The organism is Streptomyces catenulae (assembly GCF_000718015.1).
Taxonomy (GTDB): Bacteria; Actinomycetota; Actinomycetes; order Streptomycetales; family Streptomycetaceae; genus Streptomyces; species Streptomyces catenulae.
Map to the genome: position 1 here is coordinate 25870 of NZ_JODY01000017.1, position 20908 is coordinate 46777.

Annotated in this window: 13 protein-coding genes and 5 tRNA genes; 9 read left to right on the top strand and 9 right to left on the bottom strand. The window is 71.6% G+C overall.

Annotation, left to right across the window (positions count from 1 at the left end):
• Positions 1 to 105: 105 nt before the first annotated feature.
• Positions 106 to 1245 carry a PP2C family protein-serine/threonine phosphatase gene (locus IF23_RS0116400; protein ID WP_051739608.1) on the bottom strand — a complete coding sequence of 380 codons (1140 nt, stop codon included), beginning with the start codon at positions 1243 to 1245 and terminating at the stop codon, positions 106 to 108.
• Between the two features lie 374 nt (positions 1246 to 1619).
• Between IF23_RS0116400 and IF23_RS0116405 the strand changes: the two genes are divergently transcribed.
• Together IF23_RS0116405 and arsB are read left to right on the top strand one after the other, a co-directional pair.
• The gene (locus IF23_RS0116405) at positions 1620 to 2024 is read left to right on the top strand and encodes an ArsR/SmtB family transcription factor (protein ID WP_030284287.1); all 405 of its coding nucleotides are present in this window, start codon (positions 1620 to 1622) and stop codon (positions 2022 to 2024) included.
• A complete protein-coding gene (gene arsB / locus IF23_RS0116410) occupies positions 2021 to 3124 on the top strand; it encodes an ACR3 family arsenite efflux transporter (RefSeq protein ID WP_030284289.1) in 1104 nt (367 codons plus the stop codon). The genes IF23_RS0116405 and arsB overlap by 4 nt, the downstream gene beginning before the upstream one ends.
• 111 nt (positions 3125 to 3235) lie before the next feature.
• Here arsB and IF23_RS0116415 read toward each other — a convergent pair.
• From IF23_RS0116415 to IF23_RS0116430, 3 genes are all read right to left on the bottom strand, one after another.
• Positions 3236 to 3308 (bottom strand) — tRNA-Lys (locus IF23_RS0116415).
• 196 nt (positions 3309 to 3504) lie between these two features.
• A complete protein-coding gene (locus IF23_RS0116420) occupies positions 3505 to 5730 on the bottom strand; it encodes a DEAD/DEAH box helicase (RefSeq protein ID WP_030284291.1) in 2226 nt (741 codons plus the stop codon).
• Positions 5731 to 6797: 1067 nt separating this feature from the next.
• The gene (locus tag IF23_RS0116430) at positions 6798 to 7148 is read right to left on the bottom strand and encodes a metallopeptidase family protein (RefSeq protein ID WP_030284295.1); all 351 of its coding nucleotides are present in this window, start codon (positions 7146 to 7148) and stop codon (positions 6798 to 6800) included.
• A gap of 197 nt (positions 7149 to 7345) precedes the next feature.
• Here IF23_RS0116430 and IF23_RS0116435 point away from each other — a divergent pair.
• From IF23_RS0116435 to IF23_RS0116445, 3 genes are all read left to right on the top strand, one after another.
• A tRNA-Glu gene (locus tag IF23_RS0116435) sits at positions 7346 to 7418 on the top strand.
• Positions 7419 to 7465: 47 nt separating this feature from the next.
• Positions 7466 to 7540: transfer RNA gene (locus IF23_RS0116440), tRNA-Asp, on the top strand.
• A 4-nt stretch (positions 7541 to 7544) separates the two neighbouring features.
• Positions 7545 to 7618: transfer RNA gene (locus IF23_RS0116445), tRNA-Phe, on the top strand.
• A gap of 59 nt (positions 7619 to 7677) precedes the next feature.
• Here IF23_RS0116445 and IF23_RS0116450 read toward each other — a convergent pair.
• Positions 7678 to 8844 carry an ABC-2 transporter permease gene (locus tag IF23_RS0116450; RefSeq protein ID WP_245654997.1) on the bottom strand — a complete coding sequence of 389 codons (1167 nt, stop codon included), beginning with the start codon at positions 8842 to 8844 and terminating at the stop codon, positions 7678 to 7680.
• 186 nt (positions 8845 to 9030) lie between these two features.
• On the opposite strand from IF23_RS0116450, the gene hrpA reads away from it, so the two are divergent.
• Both hrpA and IF23_RS0116460 read left to right on the top strand, forming a co-directional pair.
• Complete coding sequence (gene hrpA, locus IF23_RS0116455; protein WP_030284298.1) at positions 9031 to 13140, top strand: ATP-dependent RNA helicase HrpA; 4110 nt, start codon at positions 9031 to 9033, stop codon at positions 13138 to 13140.
• Positions 13141 to 13347: 207 nt separating this feature from the next.
• A tRNA-Asp gene (locus tag IF23_RS0116460) sits at positions 13348 to 13422 on the top strand.
• A gap of 900 nt (positions 13423 to 14322) precedes the next feature.
• On the opposite strand, the gene bldC is transcribed toward IF23_RS0116460, so the two are convergent.
• Together bldC and IF23_RS0116470 are read right to left on the bottom strand one after the other, a co-directional pair.
• The gene (gene bldC / locus IF23_RS0116465) at positions 14323 to 14529 is read right to left on the bottom strand and encodes a developmental transcriptional regulator BldC (RefSeq protein ID WP_003980577.1); all 207 of its coding nucleotides are present in this window, start codon (positions 14527 to 14529) and stop codon (positions 14323 to 14325) included.
• 615 nt (positions 14530 to 15144) lie between these two features.
• Positions 15145 to 15984: a DUF8083 family protein gene (locus tag IF23_RS0116470; RefSeq protein ID WP_030284300.1), complete on the bottom strand. Its 840-nt coding sequence runs from the start codon at positions 15982 to 15984 to the stop codon at positions 15145 to 15147.
• Positions 15985 to 16187: 203 nt separating this feature from the next.
• Here IF23_RS0116470 and IF23_RS0116475 point away from each other — a divergent pair, with 203 nt between their 5' ends.
• Both IF23_RS0116475 and IF23_RS0116480 read left to right on the top strand, forming a co-directional pair.
• Positions 16188 to 17327, top strand: a complete 1140-nt coding sequence (locus IF23_RS0116475) for a Leu/Phe/Val dehydrogenase (protein ID WP_030284302.1) — start codon at positions 16188 to 16190, stop codon at positions 17325 to 17327.
• A 407-nt stretch (positions 17328 to 17734) separates the two neighbouring features.
• Positions 17735 to 17989, top strand: a complete 255-nt coding sequence (locus tag IF23_RS0116480) for a DUF3073 domain-containing protein (RefSeq protein WP_030284304.1) — start codon at positions 17735 to 17737, stop codon at positions 17987 to 17989.
• Positions 17990 to 18140: 151 nt separating this feature from the next.
• On the opposite strand, the gene purM is transcribed toward IF23_RS0116480, so the two are convergent.
• Entirely contained in the window at positions 18141 to 19229 is a 1089-nt protein-coding gene (gene purM, locus IF23_RS0116485; protein WP_030284306.1) for a phosphoribosylformylglycinamidine cyclo-ligase, read from the bottom strand.
• Between the two features lie 32 nt (positions 19230 to 19261).
• Positions 19262 to 20821 carry an amidophosphoribosyltransferase gene (purF, locus tag IF23_RS0116490; protein WP_030284309.1) on the bottom strand — a complete coding sequence of 520 codons (1560 nt, stop codon included), beginning with the start codon at positions 20819 to 20821 and terminating at the stop codon, positions 19262 to 19264.
• Between the last annotated feature and the right edge of the window lie 87 nt (positions 20822 to 20908).

Here is a 20908-nt window from a genome sequence, read left to right on the forward strand (position 1 = left end):
GGGCCCGGGCCGCACGCCCCGCGCGCCGGTACGGCCCCGGCCTCCCCGCGCGCCCCGGCGCACCCCATGGCGCCGCGCGCCCCGCCGCTCCCCGGAGCGCCCCGCCTACTCCTCCAGCGGCCGCTGCACCGCCAGCAGCGCCATGTCGTCCGCGCCCGCCCCGCCCGTGTGCGCAGCGACCTCGGTGACCAGCGTGTCCAGCAGCCGCTCGGGGCCGGAGAAGACCCGGCCGCGCAGCCGGGCCACCGGGTCGTAGAACTCCCCCGCCCGGTTGCGCGCCTCCGTCAGCCCGTCCGTGAACAGCAGCAGGACCGAACCGGCGGGGTAGAAGAGTTCGTCCGCGCGGTCCGGCCACCCGGCCACCTCGCTCATGCCCAGCGGCAGCGCGTGCACCGCGGGCACCAGCGCCCGCAGCCCGCCGTCCGGGTTGAGCAGCAGCGGCGGCGGATGCCCCCGGTTCAGGACGCGCAGCACCGCGCGCTCCCCGGGCGGGATCTCCGCCAGCACCGCCGTGGTGAACCCCTCGTACTGGTCCAGCCCCTCGCGCCGCCGCCCCTCCCGCTGGAGCGCCCGCTCCAGCCGCCCGGCCACCGCCTCCAGCGTCGCCTCCTGCTCCGCCGCCTCCCGGAACGCCCCGATGACGATCACCGCCGCCTCGACCGCCTCCAGCCCCTTCCCCCGCACATCCCCGACGATCAACCGGACCCCGTGCGGCGTCTCCTGCACCGCGTACAGGTCCCCGCCGATCCGCGCGTCGGCCTGCGCCCCCACGTACCGGGCGGCGACCGCCAACCCCCCGATCCGCTCCGGCGGCGTCGGCAGCACCGCCCGCTGGGCCGCCTCGGAGACATCGCGTACGGAGGCGAGCCGGGCGTCCGAGAGGCGGACGACCCGGTTGATGCCGAGGGCGAGGACGGCGACGACGAAGACGGTGGAGACCTCGGTCGCGGAGAGGTTGGCGTCCCGGGTGTCCGTGTAGAGCGCCGCCCCGAGTTCGCCGAGCAGCGCCGCGAGGGCGGTGAGCGCGGTGTTCCGCAGCGAGTACAGCGGCGCGGCGACCAGCGGCGCCGCCGAGAAGAACGGCGAGGCGGTGTAGCGCGCGGGGGTGATGCTGTCGAAGACGATGCCGACGAGGATCAGCAGGGCGGGCAGCCACCGCGCCAACCGGCGGCCGACCGGCGACATCTGCGCCCGCCGCGCCCACCGCTCCCGGTCCTCCGTGCGGACCCGCCCGCCTCGCCCCATCCGCACCGGCCTCTTCCCGCCTCACCTGCCCGCGGCCGACCGTGCTCCCGGCCACTCCTCCGGCACCCAAGGCTTTCCGCCCCTCCCCCGTCACGCGAGCCGAAGGGGTCCGGACGGGTCATACGGGCCCGAGTCGGCCTTGACCCCATAGCCCTCCCCATAGCCCTCCCAATAGCCCTCCCACGGCTCCTCGCCGGGGCCGTGCACCCAGCCCTTGCCCTGGACCGCGTCCGTCAGGCGCCGGGTGGCGGCGGCGACCTGGTCCGACGTCGAGAACGAGCGGTACGCGGGACACGGCAGCCCGCCGAGGGCGCCGAATCGACCTCCATCGACACAAGGTTGTCCTCTGCATCGAAGTTCATCAACATAGACGTATGTCGAATCAAGAGTGTGAGGTGCGCGCCCAGGAGGCCGCCGACGGCTGCTGTCCGGCCCTGCTGACCTCCCCGCTGGACGAGGAGCAGGCCGGGGAGTTGGCGAAGGTGTTCAAGGCGCTCGGGGATCCGGTCCGGCTGCGGCTGCTGTCGATGATCGCCTCCCGCGACGGCGGTGAGGTCTGCGTCTGCGATCTGACCCCCGCCTTCGACCTGTCCCAGCCGACCATCTCCCACCACCTCAAACTGCTGCGGCAGGCCGGTCTGATCGACGGCGAGCGGCGCGGGACCTGGGTCCACTACCGGCTGCTGCCCGCGATGACGGACCGGCTCGCCGGACTCCTCACCCGCCCCGCGGGCGAGCCGCTGCCCGCCCCCGCCGCGGCCCCCGGGGGCCGCGCATGACCGCCGCGCCCGCGCCGGGCGTGGCCGGGCGCCTGTCGTTCCTCGACCGCTACCTCGCCGTGTGGATCCTGGTCGCCATGGCCGCCGGCCTCGGCCTCGGGCGTCTCGTACCGGGCCTCGGCGACGCACTGGCGAAGGTCACCGTCACCGGCGTCTCACTGCCGATCGCCCTCGGGCTGCTGGCGATGATGTACCCGGTCCTCGCCAAGGTCCGCTACGACCGCCTCGACACGGTCACCCGCGACCGCCGTCTGCTGATCCCGTCCCTGGTGCTCAACTGGCTGATCGGCCCGGCCGTGATGTCCGCGCTGGCCTGGCTCTTCCTGCCCGACCTGCCCGAGTACCGCACCGGCCTGATCATCGTCGGGCTGGCCCGCTGCATCGCCATGGTGATCATCTGGAACGACCTGGCCTGCGGCGACCGCGAAGCCGCCGCCGTCCTCGTCGCCCTGAACTCCGTCTTCCAGGTCCTCGCGTTCGGCCTGCTGGGCTGGTTCTACCTCGACCTGCTGCCCCGGTGGCTGGGACTGGGTGACGGGCAGGGCCTGGACGTGTCCGTGTGGCACATCGCCCTGAACGTGCTCGTCTTCCTCGGCATCCCGCTCGTGGCCGGATTCCTCACCCGCCGCCTCGGCGAACGCGCCAGGGGCCGCACCTGGTACGAGACGAAGCTGATCCCGCGCATCGGCCCGTACGCCCTGTACGGCCTGCTCTTCACCATCGTCGTGCTCTTCGCGCTCCAGGGTGACGCGATCACCTCCCGGCCGGTCGACGTGGCCCGGATCGCGCTGCCGCTGCTGGTCTACTTCGCCGTGCTGTGGACCGGCTCCATGGCCCTGGGCAGGGCGGTCGGGCTCGACCACCCGCGGGCGACCACCCTGGCGTTCACCGCCGCGGGCAACAACTTCGAACTCGCCATCGCCGTCGCGATCGCCACCTTCGGCGCCACCTCCGGCCAGGCGCTCGCCGGCGTCGTCGGCCCCCTCATCGAGGTGCCCGTCCTGATCGCCCTCGTCCATGTGGCCCTCGCCGCCCGCCGGTACTTCCCCCGGGCGGCCACCGAGCCGTCCCCCGACGGGACGGACGCCGCCCGCGCCTGACCCGGAACCCCCGCGCACCGGCCCGTACACGGAACAGAAGCGCCCCGCCCGAGGATCCCCGGGCGGGGCGCTTCCACATCCGTCGACGGCGCCGCAACGCACCGCATCCGGTGGGCCATCAGGGGCTCGAACCCTGAACCAATGGATTAAAAGTCCACTGCTCTGCCAATTGAGCTAATGGCCCGCACCGAGCAGCATAGCCCGACACCCTCCCGCGGCCCGAAGGCATTGCCCCACGGAGCGCCCCCGAGCGGCACCACCCGGGCGCGCCCACCGCCGTTCCACCCCCTCAACACGCAGGGCCCGTACGGCACTTGTGTGCGGTACGGGCCCTGCGGAGGGTTCAGCGGCGCCGGGTCACGGCGTCACCTCGGCCGTGGTCAGCCGTTGCGCTTCCAGCGCGGCTTGTCGTCACGGCGGCCGAAGGAACCGGTACCGGCGCCCGAGCCACGGTGGTCGTCACGGCGGCCGTAGGGACGGTCGCCACCGGAGCGGTAACCACCGGAGGGGCGGCCACCGGAGCGGTCGTCGCGGTTGAACGGACGGTCGCCGCCACCGGAGCGGTAGCCGCCGGAGGACGGACGGCCACCGGAGCGGTCGTCACGGTTGAACGGACGGCTGGGACGGTCGCCGCGGTCACGGTTGAAGCCGGAGCCGGAGCGGTCGTCGCGGCGGTCGAACGAGCGGCCACCGGAACGGTCGTCACGACGGTCGTCGCGGCGGTCGAAGGAACGGCCACCCTGACGGTCGTCACGACGGTCGAAGGAACGCCCACCCTGGCGGTCGTCACGACGGTCGAACGAGCGGCCACCGGAACGGTCGTCACGACGGTCGAAGGAACGGCCGCCGAAGCGGTCGTCACGACGGTCGTCGCGGCGCTCGAAGGAACGCCCGCCGGAGCGGTCGTCACGACGGTCGTCGCGGCGCTCGAAGGAACGGCCACCCTGACGGTCGTCACGACGGTCGAACGAACGGCCACCGGAACGCTCGTCACGACGGTCACGGCGCTCGTAGTTGCCGCGCTCGTCACGCTGCGCCGGGCGGCGCTCCTCGGAGGCGGCGGCCTGGGCCGGAACCTCGGCGGCCACGGCCTCCACGGTCGCGGCGACGGCGGCGAGCGCCTCGGCCGGGTCCTCGCCGCGCTCACGGGCGGCGCGGGCGGTCAGCCGGTCCGCGTCCTCACGCAGCTCGGTGGCGCGGCGCTGGACGCGCTCCAGCTCCCGGGTCAGCTCCTGGACCTCGCGCTCGGCCTGCTTGGCGGAGTTCGCCGCCGACTCGGCCTGGACCTCGGTGAGCGAGCGCGCACCGGTGATCCGGGCGACGTCGTCGTCGAAGGCACCGGCGCCGCCGACGATGTGGCGCGAGGCGTCGACGCCCGCGTCCTCCATCAGACGGAAGATCTGCCGACGCTGGTGCGGCAGGGACAGCGACACGACGGTGCCGGACTGGCCCGCACGGGCCGTACGGCCGGAACGGTGCAGGTAGTCCTTGTGGTCACCGGCCGGGTCGACGTTGAGGACCAGGTCGATGCCGTCGACGTGGATACCGCGCGCGGCGACGTCGGTGGCGACCAGGCAGTTGACGTAGCCGTCCTTGAAGTCGGCCAGGGTGCGGGTACGCGCGCCCTGCGTCATACCGCCGTGCAGCGCGTCGGACTTCACACCGGCGTCGCGCAGCTGCTCGGCGACGCGGTCGGCGCCGAGCTGGGTGCGGACGAAGATGATGGTGCGGCCCTTACGGGCGGCGATGGCGGCGGTGACCGGCGCCTTGTCCTTCGGCTTCACGACGAGGACGTGGTGGGTCATGGTCGTGACGTTGCCCTGGGCGCTGTCGACCTCGTGGCTGACCGGGTCGTTCAGGTACCGCTTGACCAGCGTGCCGATCTCGTTCTCCATCGTGGCGGAGAAGAGCATCCGCTGGCCGCCGGTCGGCACCAGGTCGAGCAGCTCGGTGACCTCGGGCAGGAAGCCCAGGTCGGCCATCTGGTCGGCCTCGTCCAGGACGGCGACCTCGACCTCGTCCAGCGAGCAGGCGCCGCGGTTGATGATGTCGCGCAGTCGGCCCGGGGTGGCGACGAGGATGTCGACGCCGCGCTCCAGGGCGTAGATCTGGTTGCCCATGGACGTACCGCCGCAGACGACCTTCAGCTTCAGGCCGAGGACGTCGCCGTAGGGCTGCAGCGCGTCGCTGACCTGCATGGCCAGCTCACGGGTGGGGGTGAGGATGACGCCGCGGGGGCGCTTCTTCTCGGTGCGGCCACCGGCCAGGCGGGTCAGCAGCGGCAGACCGAAGGAGAGGGTCTTGCCGGAGCCGGTACGGCCGCGGCCGAGGATGTCGCGCCCGGCGATGGCGTCCGGGATCGTCGCCGCCTGGATCGGGAACGGCGTGGTGACACCGTTCTGCGCCAGCTTGCGGACGATCTTCTCGTCGAGACCGAGGTCCGCGAAGGTGATCTGCGGCTCCTCGTCGGCGGCGGCCTCCTCGACGGCCTCGGGGGCCTGCTCGGCGGGGGCCTGCTCGGCCTGCTCGGCGCCCTCGGCGGGAAGCGCCGTCACGGCCTGCTCGTCGTCTGCGGGCAGGACGGACTGTTCAGTGGAAATGGACATGCGAAATGCGAAACCTTCCGGAGTCTCGGCACGCGCCCAAACTCCGTGTGTTTCACAGAGACCGCCTCAATGCGGTCAGCCACGGCAAGGGAGAGAACGCGCCACGCGGCGCGCTTCTTTTCTGGCGCCGGGCAAATGGGATCAAACGATCTACCACCATACGCACCTCCACCCCGGTAAGGCAAATGGCCGCCGCCCCTCCCGGCGCCCCACCGGGCTCCGCGCCGGGCCTCAGCTCAGCACACCCGGCAGCGGCCCCGGCGCCTGCGGCGTGGGCCCCGACGCCCCCGCGCTCGGCGTCCCGGCCCCACCGGACGGCGGTACGGGGCTGCCCGGCGTGGCGGGCGGCGTCGGCCCGGCGGACGAGGCGGGCCCGGTGGCCGGAACCGACGGCGACGGCCGCGGACCCACCGGGGAGCCCGGCCCGCGCGGCGGAACCCCGACGGTACGGGACGGCGCGGGCGGCGCGGTGGCGCCCGGACCCGGCGCGCGTCCGGCCCCGGGCGCCGCGGTCCGGGTCATGCCCCGCTCCCCCGCGGTACCCCCGGGCCGCCCCATGCGGTGCGGCCCCGAACCGCTGCCGTCGACCGTGAGCCCGCCCGGCGCACGCGGCGCCTTCCCGTCCGTATCGCCGTGCGGAACGGTCCCGCCACCCGGCCGCGGCGCAGGACCGGAGCCGGTGACGCTCACACACCCGGCGATCGAGGCGGTCAGCGACGCGGCGACCACCGCCGCGGCCACGGCCCGGCGCACGGGCCCACCCTCCTTACGGGAGGCGGGCGTTGGCGCGGCGCGCGGCACCTCGGGGAGCGGCGGGGCGGTACCCGCCGGGAGCACGGGCGTCGCGGGGTTCGGTCGCACGGGCGGACCTCCGGGCCCGGGGCGCGGACTGCGGCAGGCGTCGGCGCGGCCGGCTGGGAGAACGGGGGACGCCCTGCCCAACTCCCGCGCCCCGCCCGAGGACACGCGCCGGACGACGCCGATCCTTGGCGCGTCCCCACCCCCACCACGGCCGGAACCCACCGCCCGGGGCACGACCGGGCCGCCCGGGGAAGGGCCCGCGCGGCTCAGCCGTACCCGAGTGCGTGCAGCCGCTCGTCGTCGATGCCGAAGTGGTGGGCGATCTCGTGGACCACCGTCACCTCCGTCTCGGCCACGACGTCCTCCCGGCTGTCGCACATCCGCAGCGTCGGGCCGCGGTAGACGGTGATCCGGTCGGGCAGCACCCCCGCGTACCACTCACCGCGCTCGGTGAGCGGCGTCCCCTCGTAGAGCCCGAGCAGATCGGGGTCGTCGGACGGCGGCTCGTCCTCGACGAAGACCGCCACGTTGTCCATCAGCCGGGTCAGCTCCGGCGGGATCCGGTCGAGCGCCTCGGCGACCAGTTCCTCGAACTCCTCGCGCGTCATTTCCAGCACGGGCCCATTGTCAGCCCCCGACACCCTGCCCCGCCGCCCCCGGCACGCACCGGAACCGCCCCCGGCACGCACCACGGCACCCCACCGCAGGCCGCCGCGGCCGCACCGGGTCAACCGTTTTGGCGAACCGTCCCCCCATCCCATATGCTTCTCACGTCCCCGACGGCGCCGGTAACGACGCCAAGGCGGGCCAATTAGCCCTCATCGTCTAGTGGCCCAGGACGCCGCCCTTTCAAGGCGGTAGCACGGGTTCGAATCCCGTTGGGGGCACGCAACACCGTGTGCAAGAATGGCTCAGGTCGTTCCGCGCAATGCAAGGTCCTGTGGAGCAGTTTGGAGTGCTCGCCACCCTGTCAAGGTGGAGGCCGCGGGTTCAAATCCCGTCAGGACCGCTGTGGCTGGGTAGCTCAGTTGGTACGAGCGATCGCCTGAAAAGCGATAGGTCGCCGGTTCGACCCCGGCCCCAGCCACACCCATTGGGAGAAGGCCCCGATCTTCGGATCGGGGCCTTCTTCGTGTGCGGACGCCGTCACTCCGCCGCGTGCGCCGGGGGCTTCTCCGTGTCGCGGCCGCCCGGATGGCGGTGGCGCCAGACCCAGAAGACCGTGCAGGAGACCACCGACCACCCGGCCAGCACCAGGTACGGGAAGAGGTGCTGGGAGCCGCCGAAGTAGACCGCGTTGTGCTGGGCGTTGACCGACGCGCCCGGGGGCAGCCACTGACCGATGTGGCCGAGCGCCGACGGCAGCAGCGGCCAGGAGACCGCGCCGCCCGAGGACGGGTTGCCGAGCAGCACCATCACGCCCCAGGTGGGGATCATCGCCCACCGGCCCATCAGGGTGTTGAACATCGTGAAGACCATGCCGGTCGTGAACATCGTGAACGACAGGATCAGCCAGGAGTGCACGAACGGCAGGTGGAGCGCGCCCAGCCACCAGTCGACGACGGCGGCGATGACGAAGCCGCCGAGCAGCGCGTAGGCGATCGTGAAGGCGATCCGTTCGGCCGGGTTGAGGCCGCGGGCGTGCACGCTGAGCTGGATCGCGCCGACGAAGCCGACGATCACCGCGGCGAGCGAGATGTAGAAGAGCGCCAGGCCCCGCGGGTCGCCCTTCTGGAGCGGCTTGATGTCCTGGACGCGGACCGGCACACCGACCTCCGCGCCCACCTTCGGACCCGCCGTGGCCAGCAGCTCCGCCACCGACGCGCCCGCGGCGCCCGCCACGTCCAGCTCCACACCCGGCCCGCGCGGCCGCACGACCGCGAACTCCCGCTGCTCCTCCACCGCCTTCCTGGCCTGCGCATACGTCGGGTACGCGGTGAGCCGCAGGGAGGCGTTCAGCGCCTTCTCCATGCCGTCGGCGAAGAGCTTCTCGCGCGAGGGGCCGCCGCCCGGCGCGGTCTCCGCCCCGACGATCGCCATCGGCACATGGCGCGGCGTCGGGTTGGCCATGGCGTACGTGTACGAGCCGGCGAAGAGTCCGGCGGCGGCCGCGAGGATGAAGAGGAGGACGCAGGCGGGGAGGAACGGCGACGCCTTGAAGGCACGCCAGCGCTGTGCGGCGGTCGGGGGTCTGCCGTGGGCGCCGTGCGCGGCTCCCCCGCCGCCACCGGGCACGTCGCCGTCGTCCCGCGGCCCCGTCCCGTCGTCCGCGGGCGTGCCGTCCGGGCCGTGGGCGCCGTGTTGATCAGCCATGCGAACACGCTAAAGCACGTAATGCGGACATACCTCTGCGGGGCGGGGCACCGGAGAACGGGGTGCGGGCGCGGCTGCCCGCCGGGTGGGCCGCCGTGCCCCGCCCACCGTGGCCGCGGCGCGCGCCCGGCCGCTGCGGCAAATCGTTCGCCAGTCGAATCGGGGAGGTGAGATCCTGGGATCCGTATGTCCAGTCAGCCTGCCTCCGCCCTGCCCGACGGCGCCTCCGCCGTGTCCGCGGCCGCGCCCACGCTCCCCGCCCTCCTGGAGCGGCTGCCCGAGCTGATGCTGCGCGACCAGCAGCGGCTGGGGCGGCGGCTCGACGGCGCCCGGCGGATCCGTAAGCCCGAGGCCCGTGCGGCCGTGCTCGCCGAGATCGCCGAGGGGATGGCCGAGGCGGAGGAGCGCGTCGCGCGCCGCCGTGCCGCGGTGCCCGCGATCAGCTATCCCGAGCAGCTGCCGGTCAGCCAGAAGAAGGACGAGATCCTGGCGGCGATCCGCGACCACCAGGTCGTGATCGTCGCCGGTGAGACGGGCTCCGGCAAGACCACCCAGATCCCCAAGATCTGCCTGGAGCTGGGGCGCGGCGTCCGCGGTCTGATCGGGCACACCCAGCCGCGGCGGATCGCGGCCCGTACCGTCGCCGAGCGGGTCGCCGAGGAGCTGGACACCCCGCTGGGCGAGGCGGTGGGCTGGAAGGTCCGCTTCACCGACCAGGTCGGCGGCGAGACGCTCGTCAAGCTGATGACGGACGGCATCCTGCTCGCCGAGATCCAGACCGACCGTGAGCTGCGCCAGTACGACACCCTCATCATCGACGAGGCGCACGAGCGCAGCCTCAACATCGACTTCCTCCTCGGCTACCTCGCCCAGCTGCTGCCCAAGCGGCCGGACCTCAAGGTCGTCATCACCTCCGCGACGATCGACCCGGAGCGCTTCGCCCGGCACTTCGGCAGCTTCGCGGCGGTCGGCCCCGGCGCGGCGCGCCCGGCCGAGGGCGAGGAGGCGCCGAGCGCCCCGATCGTCGAGGTCTCCGGCCGGACGTATCCGGTCGAGGTCCGCTACCGCCCGCTCCTGGAGGAGGGCGGCAGCGACGGCGACCGCGACCAGATCACCGCGATCTGCGACGCCGTCGACGAACTGCAGGCCGAGGGCCCCGGCGACATCCTGGTCTTCCTCTCCGGCGAGCGGGAGATCCGCGACACCGCGGACGCCCTCAACAAGAAGAACCTCCGCGCCACCGAGGTGCTGCCGCTCTACGCCCGCCTCTCCCACGCCGAGCAGCACCGCGTCTTCCAGCGCCACACCGGCCGCCGCATCGTGCTCGCCACCAACGTCGCCGAGACGTCCCTGACGGTGCCCGGCATCCGGTACGTCATCGACCCCGGTATGGCGCGGATCTCCCGCTACAGCTTCCGCACCAAGGTGCAGCGGCTGCCGATCGAGCCGGTCTCGCAGGCCAGCGCCAACCAGCGCAAGGGCCGCTGCGGCCGGACCAGCGACGGCATCTGCATCCGCCTCTACTCCGAGGACGACTTCCTCACCCGTCCCGAGTTCACCGACGCGGAGATCCTGCGGACCAACCTCGCCTCCGTCATCCTCCAGATGACCGCCGCGGGCCTCGGCGACATCGAGAAGTTCCCGTTCATCGACCCGCCGGACCGCCGCAACATCAAGGACGGCGTCGATCTGCTGCACGAGCTGGGCGCGCTGGAGGCCCGTACGAAGGGCGGTTCCGGCGGCGCGGCGAAGGCTCCGGCCAAGGGCGGCGGCCCCCGGCTCACCCCGATGGGCCGCAAGCTCTCCCAGCTGCCGGTCGACCCGCGGCTGGCGCGGATGGTGCTGGAGGCCGACCGGAACAACTGCGTCCGCGAGGTCATGGTCATCGCCGCGGCGCTCTCCATCCAGGACCCGCGCGAGCGGCCCGCCGACAAGCAGCAGCAGGCCGATCAGCAGCACGCCCGGTTCAAGGACGAGACCGGCGATTTCCTGGCGTATCTGAATCTCTGGCGCTATGTGCGCGAACAGCAGAAGGCGCTCTCCTCCTCCGCCTTCCGCCGTATGTGCCGCAATGAATTCCTGAACTACCTGCGCATACGTGAATGGCAGGACATCTACTCCCAGATGCGTTCGGTCGCGAAGACCATGGGAATTCATCTGAGCGAGCAGGATGCGGCACCCGACCACATCCATACGTCGTTGCTGGCCGGTCTGCTCTCGCACATCGGCCTGAAGGACACCGACGCGAAGAACGAATATCTGGGTGCCCGCAGCGCCAAATTCGCGGTCTTCCCCGGCTCCGCGCTCTTCAAGAAGCCACCGCGCTGGATCATGTCCGCCGAGCTGGTCGAGACCTCCCGGCTGTGGGCCCGCGTCAACGCCAGGATCGAGCCCGAGTGGATCGAGCCGCTCGCCCAGCACCTGGTCAAACGCACCTACAGCGAGCCGCACTGGGAGCAGAAGCAGGCGGCGGTGGTGGCGTACGAGCGGGTGACGCTCTACGGCGTCCCGATCGTCGCGCAGCGCAAGGTCGCCTACGGTCGGATCGATCCGGAGACCTCCCGCGATCTGTTCATCCGTAACGCCCTGGTCGAGGGTGACTGGCGTACGCACCACCAGTTCTTCCATGACAACCGCAAACTCCTCGGCGAGGTCGAGGAGTTGGAGCACCGCGCCCGCCGCCGCGACATCCTCGTCGACGACGAAACCCTCTTCGACTTCTACGACCAGCGCATTCCGGCGGACATCGTCTCCGGTGCGCATTTCGACGCGTGGTGGAAGAAGAAGCGGCAGGAGGAGCCGGAGCTTCTCAACTTCGAGCATTCGATGCTCATCAACGAATCGGCCGAAGCCGTCACCAAGGACGACTATCCCGATTCATGGCGGCAGGGAAAGCTGAAGTTCAAGGTCACCTACCAGTTCGAGCCCGGCGCGGACGCGGACGGCGTGACCGTCCACATCCCGCTCCAGGTGCTCAACCAGGTCGCGTCCGAGGGCTTCGACTGGCAGATCCCGGGCCTGCGCGAGCAGTTGGTGACGGAGCTGATCCGCTCGCTGCCCAAGCCGATCCGCCGTAACTACGTGCCCGCGCCGAACTTCGCGGCCCGTTTCCTCGACACCACCGTCCCGCTCCAGGGCGCGCTGACGGCGTCGCTGGCCGCCGGGCTCCAGCGGATGGTGGGCGTCCCGGTCGCCGCCGACGACTTCGACACCGCCAAGGTCCCCGACCACCTCAAGATCACCTTCCGGGTGGTGGACGAGCGGCGCCGCAAGCTGGCCGAGGCGAAGGACCTGGAGGCGCTGCGGCTCCAGCTCAAGCCGAAGACCCGCGCCGCGATCTCCAAGGCGTTCGAGCAGGCCGCCGACCGCCCCGCCCGCGAGGGCAAGGGCACCAAGGACGACGGTCCGGCCCTGCCCGGCCCGGAGCAGCGCACCGGCCTGACGTCCTGGACGCTCGGCACCCTGCCCCGCACCTTCGAGACCCGCCGGGCCGGCCAGCCACTGAAGGCGTACCCGGCACTGGTCGACGAGGGCAGCAGCGTCGCCGTGCGGCTCTTCGACACCGAGGCGGAGCAGCTGACCGCGATGTGGGCCGGCACCCGCCGTCTCATCCTGCTCAACATCCCCTCCAACCCCGCCAAGTTCGCCCAGTCGAAGCTGAGCAACCAGCAGAAGCTGGCCCTGTCCCGCAATCCGCACGGCTCCATCCCGGCGCTCTTCGACGACTGCGTGACCGCCGCCGCCGACCGGCTGATGGCCGCGCGCGGCGGCCCCGCCTGGGACGAGGAGTCGTTCCGGAAGCTCTTCGACGGCGTCCGGGCCGATCTGGTGGACGCGACGATGACGACGATCGGGCAGGTCCAGGAGGTGCTGGCCGCCTGGCAGGCGTGCGAACGGCGGCTGAAGGACACCTCGTTCCCCTCGCTGCTCCCGTCGCTCACCGACATCAAGGAACAGCTGGCGGCGCTGATCAGGCCCGGCTTCGTCACCGCGCACGGCGCGAAGCGGCTGCCGGACCTGATGCGCTACTTGGTCGCCGCCGACCGCCGTCTCCAGCAGCTCCCGACGAACGCCGAGCGCGACCGCGCGCGGATGGCGAAGGTCAAGGAGATGCAGGACGAGTACGGCTGGCTCCTCGAACAGTTCCCCCAGGGCCGTCCGGTCCCGGCGGCGGCGCGGGAGATCCGCTGGATGATCGAGGAGCTGCGGGTCAGCTACTTCGCCCATGCGCTGGGCACCGCCTATCCGGTGTCCGACAAGCGCATCGTCAAGGCGGTCGACGCGGCGGCGCCGTAGCCCGGGGCGGGGCGCGACGGCGGGCACCCGGGCTCCGGGAGCGCCCGCCGAAGAGGCCCCGGGAACGGTGCATACCGGCACATACGGGGGCGCAGGGTCCACCCCGTACGCCGGGCGGGGCATCACCCGGAGCCTGGTTCGACCGCACCCCCTGACCTGCTGTAGAGTCTTGCTTCGCAGCGACCGCGCAAGCGGAAGCGGCAGCAAGGTCCTGTGGAGCAGTTTGGAGTGCTCGCCACCCTGTCAAGGTGGAGGCCGCGGGTTCAAATCCCGTCAGGACCGCAGCAGAACGGCCCGCATCCGACAAGGATGCGGGCCGTTCTTCGTTTCCCGCGCCGACGGCCCGCGCGCCGTACGGGCGCGCATGCCGTACGGGCGCGCCTCGCCTTTCCCGCCACGCGGCCGGAGAGCCGCCTCCTGCCGCCACGCCATCACCCCGTTCCGGAACGCGTTTCCGTACCGCGGTCGGTTTCTCCGTGGCGGCGGGATCCGTGGCCGGGGACGGCGCGCGGGTCCGCTCCTCCGCCCCGGCCGAGCCCGGGCGGCTCAGCGGCCGCGTACGGGCCGTTCAGGAGGCTCGGCGTCCGGATCCGCTCCGATGGCGCCGTAGGCGCTCACAGGCGCACGCGGCGCGGGCCGGAAGTCCCGCCGTCCGGTGACCCGAGAAGCCGACGCCATCTCCCTTGCCATGGGAGGTTGGTGACAGAGCGTCGGACAATCCGGCCTTTACCGCAGAGGCAAGTGGAGCTTCAACCTCTTCGCCGTGTGACGGGTGTCACCGTACAAGTTTCCAGAAGTGGGGAACTTACCCCCGCCCTACAACTGGTCCATTTAATATGTGCAATTGCACCACCCTTCAGGACACCCCAAAGGAGACCGCAAGGTCTGTGCGCGGAGCACCCCTCAGAGCCCATGAAGGCACCCCGCAAGGGCGCCGGTGGGCACGGTGGAGCGGACGACGGTCCGCGCCGCCGGGAGGCCCGTGAGCGCGCGCACAAAAAAGATCGCGCTGGACCCGGCGGAGTCCAGCGCGATCGATGACGTACCCGGCTGCTGCGGGTGTGGGCCCGTTGGGGCGGGCGCCGCGTCGAGTGGAGCTGTGTGGAGCGTGGTGAAGCTAGGGGTGTTGCAGGGGCGCTTCTCGGGTTGGGGGGCCCGAAAACAGCCCGGCTATGCGGTTATTCAGGACTCGCTGCGCTGCTGCGGAATGCCCGCGAGCAGTGCGCGGACCTCAGCCTCGCGGTAACGCCGGTGTCCTCCGAGCGTGCGGATGGACGTGAGCTTGCCTGCCTTGGCCCAACGGGTCACCGTCTTCGGGTCCACGCGGAACATCGTGGCGACCTCGGCGGGGGTAAGCAGCGGCTCGGCGTCAGGGGTGCGAGCGGTCATGAGCGGCCTCCTCGGGAGAACCGAACCATCACGGTTCTTTCCTCTAAATTCTGCACCTTGACCCGCGTTGCCCGAAATGGCGGACGCGGGCCGAGTCGGTTATAGGACGAACGGCTTGTCCTCGGCACTACAACTACACCATCCGTCCAGCCACGTCGGCCAAACCGATGGAATTGCCCTCTCAGGTGTTCAACCTCGACGGAAGCCGATGGACCATGTCATAGCGGACAGTCACGCCACCGTGACGATCAGTCACAGGGTGATCACGCGTCACTAGACCCCTCAAGGAGCGCAATACCGATCTATCCACCCAAAGTTGGACGGAGGAGCCCAAGTCAGACTCCTTGTCCTATTTTGGCACGAGGAGACGGCTTGGGCGCAAGGCCCGTTGTCAGTGCTTTAGGTCACTGCTGAGGCAAACGCCCGGATCGGGACCTACGTCCTGGAGAACACCAGCCTACGCGACGACGCCCGCTTTCAAGATCATCTCTTGTCGCGGAAGCATCGCCCGGACGCCCACCGGGATCCGGTCGCGGCACCACGGAAGCCCCGGCACCGCGCCCCGCTCGCCCGCTCCGGCCGGTCCGCCCCGGCCGATCGGAGCCCACCGGGAGGTCAGCTGGAGAACTGCCGCTCGCGCACCGAGCGCCAGCGGTCGCTCAGCTTCTCGTAGGCGGCGCCCGCGCGCTCGCCGTCGCCGTCGCGAAGTGCGGCAAGCCCCTCCGCCACCTCCGCCGCCGACCGGTCCTCGGCGAGCAGCTCGCCGGAGACCGCGTGCACCAGCCCGCCGTAGTCCAACTCCACCAGGGAGCGCGGGTGGAACTCCTCCAGCCAACGGCCCACGTCCAGCAGGCCGTCGATCAGCGGCCCCTCCTCCAGGGCGTCGCGCAGCGTCCGCAGTCCGCGCGCCACCCGGCGGCGGGCCTCGACCATCGGGGTGCGGTAGCGCAGCAGCGGTCCGTCGGCACCCTTCGGCTCGTACTCCCGCTCGGCGTCGTCGAAGAGGACGAACCAGCGGACCGGGACGTGCCAGGTGGCGCCGCGGATCCAGGGGCGGGCGTCCGGATTGCGCTCCTGCCACTCCTCGTAGTCGGTCGCGGCCTGGCGGCGCACCACCGGGGGCAGCGCGGCGTCCAGCACCGGCGCGGGCAGCAGCTCCGGCAGATCCTGGAGCGCCTGCCAGCCGCGCAGCCGGGTGCGCCACGGGCAGATGCAGGGGACGTCGTCGAGGTGGGCGACGAAGGCGTCGGCGCTCTCGTGCACCGGGACCGGGACGGGCGGGGTGGGCAACAGGTCGGCGAGGGCCTTGCGCTGCTCGTCCTGGGCCGTCGGGGTGGACTCGCGGCGGGCGTACCGGGCCCAGTGGGAGCGCTCCGGCTCCGGGAATGCCGCCAGCGGCTCGTAGACCCGCAGGTATGCCCCGTACGGGACCGTCACCGACGACGCCAAGGCCACGCACGCTCCTTCAATCGGAAGTCCGCCACCGGGAGTTACCGGGGGTCAGGGCCACCGGCGGGCCCGGGACACGGCAAATCGTCGCACGTCCGTCCCCCACGAGTGGGTGATCCCGTGGACCCGGCCGATCTTCGGGTCCCGGAGGTCTTACGCTCTTCCCGACCGGCCCTCCCCACCCCACAGGAGGGCGTCCTCCCCGGCCTATGGGAGTCACCACCGTGACCGACGTACGTCCTTCCTCCGCCGAGCAGTCCGCCCCGGGGACACCCCCCGCCGAAGGCGTCCTGCACACCCTGTTCCGGACCGAGCAGGGCGGCCATGAACAAGTCGTGCTCTGCCAGGACCGCGCCAGCGGCCTCAAGGCCGTGATCGCGCTGCACAACACCGCCCTGGGCCCGGCCCTCGGCGGCACCCGCTTCCACGCGTACGCCTCCGAGGAGGAGGCGGTGCGCGACGCGCTCAACCTCTCGCGCGGGATGTCGTACAAGAACGCCCTCGCCGGGCTGGACCACGGCGGCGGCAAGGCCGTGATCATCGGTGACCCGGACACGGTCAAGACCGAGGAGCTGCTGCTCGCCTACGGGCGCGCGGTCGCCTCGCTCGGCGGCCGGTACGTCACCGCCTGCGACGTCGGCACCTACGTCGCGGACATGGACGTCGTGGCGCGCACCAACAGGTGGACCACCGGCCGCTCCCCGGAGAACGGCGGCGCCGGTGACTCCTCGGTGCTGACCGCGTACGGCGTGTTCCAGGGGATGCGCGCCTCGGCGCAGCACCTGTGGGGCGACCCGACGCTGCGCGGCCGGAAGGTCGCGGTGGCGGGCGTCGGCAAGGTCGGGTACCACCTCGTCGGGCATCTGGTCGAGGACGGCGCCGAGGTCGTCGTCACCGATGTGCGCGGCGCCTCCGTCGAGCGGGTGCTCGCGGCGTATCCGCAGGTGACCGCGGTGGCCGACACCGAGGCGCTGATCCGTACGCCGGGGCTGGACGTCTACGCCCCGTGTGCACTGGGTGGTGCGCTGAACGATGCGTCGGTGCCCGCGCTGACCGCCACGGTGGTCTGCGGCGCGGCGAACAACCAGCTCGCCCACCCCGGTATCGAGAAGGACCTCGCCGACCGGGGCATCCTCTACGCGCCGGACTACGTCGTGAACGCCGGCGGTGTCATCCAGGTGGCGGACGAGCTGCACGGTTTCGACTTCGACCGCTGCAAGGCGAAGGCGGCGAAGATCTTCGACACCACGCTGGCGATATTCGCTCGTGCGAAGGCCGACGGCATCCCGCCGGTCGCCGCGGCGGACCGGCTGGCGGAGCAGCGGATGGCGGAGGCCCGGCGCGGCTGACGCCGTCACCCGGACGCCTCGGGTGTGTTTCCGCGCCTAAGGCCGGAAACACACCCTCCGCCGCGTCGGAACGTCGGCGGGCGCGGCCGGGCACCCCGGCGGTGCCCGAAATCTGGCCGAAAATCGCCCATTGGGAGACCCGTCGACAGGGGCCGGGGAGACTTCTCTCACCACCCGTCGGCGGGTCGCCGCAAGGGACGGGTTAAAATCGCAGTTGACCAGCGCGGACAGGGCGCCTCGCAGGTCATGCCGAGCGGCGGGTGATGCGGGCGACGTACCGTATGGCCGCGGAAGCAGGTACCGTTGAAGCCCTACGGACCGGTCTCTCTGTCGAGAGTCCGCTCTGAATCATGAACGCGTGTCAAGACTCTGGGGCCGTCGAGCCCCGTCGTTGAGGGGGTCGAGCCATGGGGCGCGGCCGGGCCAAGGCCAAGCAGACGAAGGTCGCCCGCCAGCTGAAGTACAACAGCGGTGGGACTGATCTCTCACGCCTGGCCGAAGAGCTGGGTGCATCGCCGCAACAGCCGGCACAGCAGCCGCCGAACGGCGAGCCGTTCGAGGATGACGAGGACGACGACCCGTACGCGCGGTACGCCGACCTGTATAACGACGACGATGACGAGGACGAGAAAGATTCGTCCCAGCATCGTCGCCGCGCCTGACGACGCACCGTAGACACTTCCGCGGGAATCCACCCGCGGTTGTTCTGCGGGCCTCTGTGTATCCGCTCACGGCGCGCACAGCTTCTCCACGGACCCGGTCCGGGGTGTCTCACCTCGGACCGGGTTCTGTGCTGCCCCGGCGACCGGCGCGTCAGCCCGCGTAGTCACCGGTCAGGGTCACCGCTTCGGCGTGGTCACCGCGCTCGACGATCTCACCGCTGACCCAGGCGTCCACGCCGCGGTCGGCGAGGGTGGTCAGGGCGACGTCCACGGACTCCTGCGGGACGACGGCGATCATGCCGACGCCCATGTTCAGCGTCTTCTCCAGCTCCAGGCGCTCGACCGCACCGGCGGAGCCCACCAGGTCGAAGACCGCGCCCGGGGTCCAGGTGGAGCGATCGACGGTGGCGTGCAGTCCGTCGGGGATGACACGGGCGAGGTTGTTGGCCAGACCGCCGCCGGTGATGTGCGAGAAGGCGTGCACCGGCGCCGTACGGGTCAGCGCCAGGCAGTCCAGCGAGTAGATCTTGGTGGGCTCCAGCAGCTCCTCGCCGAGGGTCCGGCCGAACTCCGGGATCTCCCGGTCGAGGGCGAGACCCGCGCGGTCGAAGAGGACGTGGCGGACGAGCGAGTAGCCGTTGGAGTGGAGTCCGGAGGAGGCCATCGCGATCACCGCGTCGCCGCTGCGGATGCGGTCGGCGCCGAGGACCTGATCGGCCTCGACGACACCGGTGCCGGCGCCCGCGACGTCGAACTCGTCGACGCCGAGCAGACCCGGGTGCTCCGCGGTCTCGCCGCCGACCAGGGCGCAGCCCGCGAGGACGCAGCCCTCGGCGATGCCCTTGACGATCGCCGCGACCCGCTCCGGGTAGACCTTGCCGACGCAGATGTAGTCGGTCATGAAGAGCGGTTCGGCGCCGCAGACCACCAGGTCGTCGACGACCATGCCGACGAGGTCGTGGCCGATGGTGTCGTAGACGCCCATCTTGCGGGCAATGTCGACCTTGGTGCCGACGCCGTCGGTGGCGGAGGCGAGCAGCGGGCGCTCGTACCGCTTGAGGGCGGAGGCGTCGAAGAGACCGGCGAAGCCGCCGAGCCCGCCGACGACCTCGGGGCGGGTGGCCTTCTTCACCCACTCCTTCATGAGATCGACGGCGCGGTCGCCCGCTTCGATGTCGACACCGGCGGCCGCGTAGCTGGCGCCGCTGGTGCGCGCGGGCTCGGAGGACTCAGGAGGCATGGCCCAGAACTTTCGTGTGATGGGTGTGCAGGCTACGGACGGCGCAGCGCATCGGCGCCACCGACACCGGCCGTCAGCGTCCCGACGCCGTCGACATCCGGCTTGGCCCCGCCCGCGCTCTCCGCTTCCAGGAGGTGCTTGCCGAGCAGCTCGGGGTCGGGCAGCTCCATCGGGTACTCGCCGTCGAAGCAGGCGCGGCAGAGCTTCGGCTTCTCGATCGTGGTCGCTTCGATCATGCCGTCGATGGAGATGTACGCCAGGGAGTCGGCCCCCAGCGACTTGCCGATCTCGTCGACCGTGAGTCCGTTGGCGATCAGCTCGGCGCGGGTGGCGAAGTCGATGCCGAAGAAGCACGGCCACTTGATGGGCGGCGAGGAGATCCGGATGTGGATCTCCTTGGCACCGGCCTCGCGCAACATGCGGACCAGGGCGCGCTGGGTGTTGCCGCGGACGATGGAGTCGTCGACGACCACCAGGCGCTTGCCGCGGATGACTTCCTTGAGCGGGTTGAGCTTGAGGCGGATGCCGAGCTGCCGGATGGTCTGCGAGGGCTGGATGAAGGTCCGGCCGACGTAGGAGTTCTTGACCAGTCCGGAGCCGTACGGGATGCCGCTGGCCTCGGCGTAGCCGACGGCCGCCGGGGTGCCGGACTCGGGCGTCGCTATCACCAGATCGGCCTCGGCGGGCGCCTCGGCGGCCAGCTTGCGGCCCATCTCCACACGGGAGAGATAGACGTTGCGGCCGGCGATGTCGGTGTCCGGGCGGGCGAGGTAGACGTACTCGAAGACGCAGCCCTTGGGGCGGGCGTCGGCGAAGCGCGTGGCGCGCAGGCCGTTCTCGTCGATGGCGACCATCTCGCCGGGCTCGATCTCCCGGATGAAGGACGCGCCGCAGATGTCCAGCGCGGCGGTCTCCGAGGCGACCACCCAGCCGCGCTCCAGACGGCCGAGGACCAGCGGGCGGATGCCCTGCGGGTCGCGGGCGGCGTAGAGCGTGTGCTCGTCCATGAAGCAGAGCGAGAAGGCGCCCTTGACCTTCGGGAGGACGCGCGGCGCGGCCTCCTCGACGGTCAGCGGCTTGCCGTCCTCGTCGACCTGACCGGCGAGCAGCGCCGTGACCAGGTCAGTGTCGTTGGTGGCCGCGACCTGGGTCGCGCGGCCGCCCTCGCGGGGCAGGGCCGCGACCAGATCCGCCAGCTCGGCGGTGTTCACCAGGTTGCCGTTGTGGCCGAGCGCGATCGAGCCGTGCGCGGTGGCGCGGAACGTCGGCTGGGCGTTCTCCCACACCGAGGCACCGGTGGTGGAGTAGCGGGCATGGCCCACGGCGATGTGGCCCTGGAGGGAGCCGAGCGAGGTCTCGTCGAAGACTTGGGACACCAGGCCCATGTCCTTGAAGACGAGGATCTGCGAGCCGTTGCTCACTGCGATGCCCGCGGACTCCTGTCCACGGTGCTGCAGCGCGTACAGCCCGAAATAGGTGAGTTTGGCGACCTCTTCGCCCGGCGCCCAGACACCGAAGACGCCGCAAGCGTCCTGGGGGCCCTTCTCGCCGGGGAGCAGGTCGTGGCTGAGTCGTCCGTCACCACGAGGCACGCCTTGAGTCTAGGGCAGGTCGCTGATTCATCCGAACCGGGGATGGCCGGTGGGCCGGATGCCTGCATGTGAGCGGCGCGCGACGGC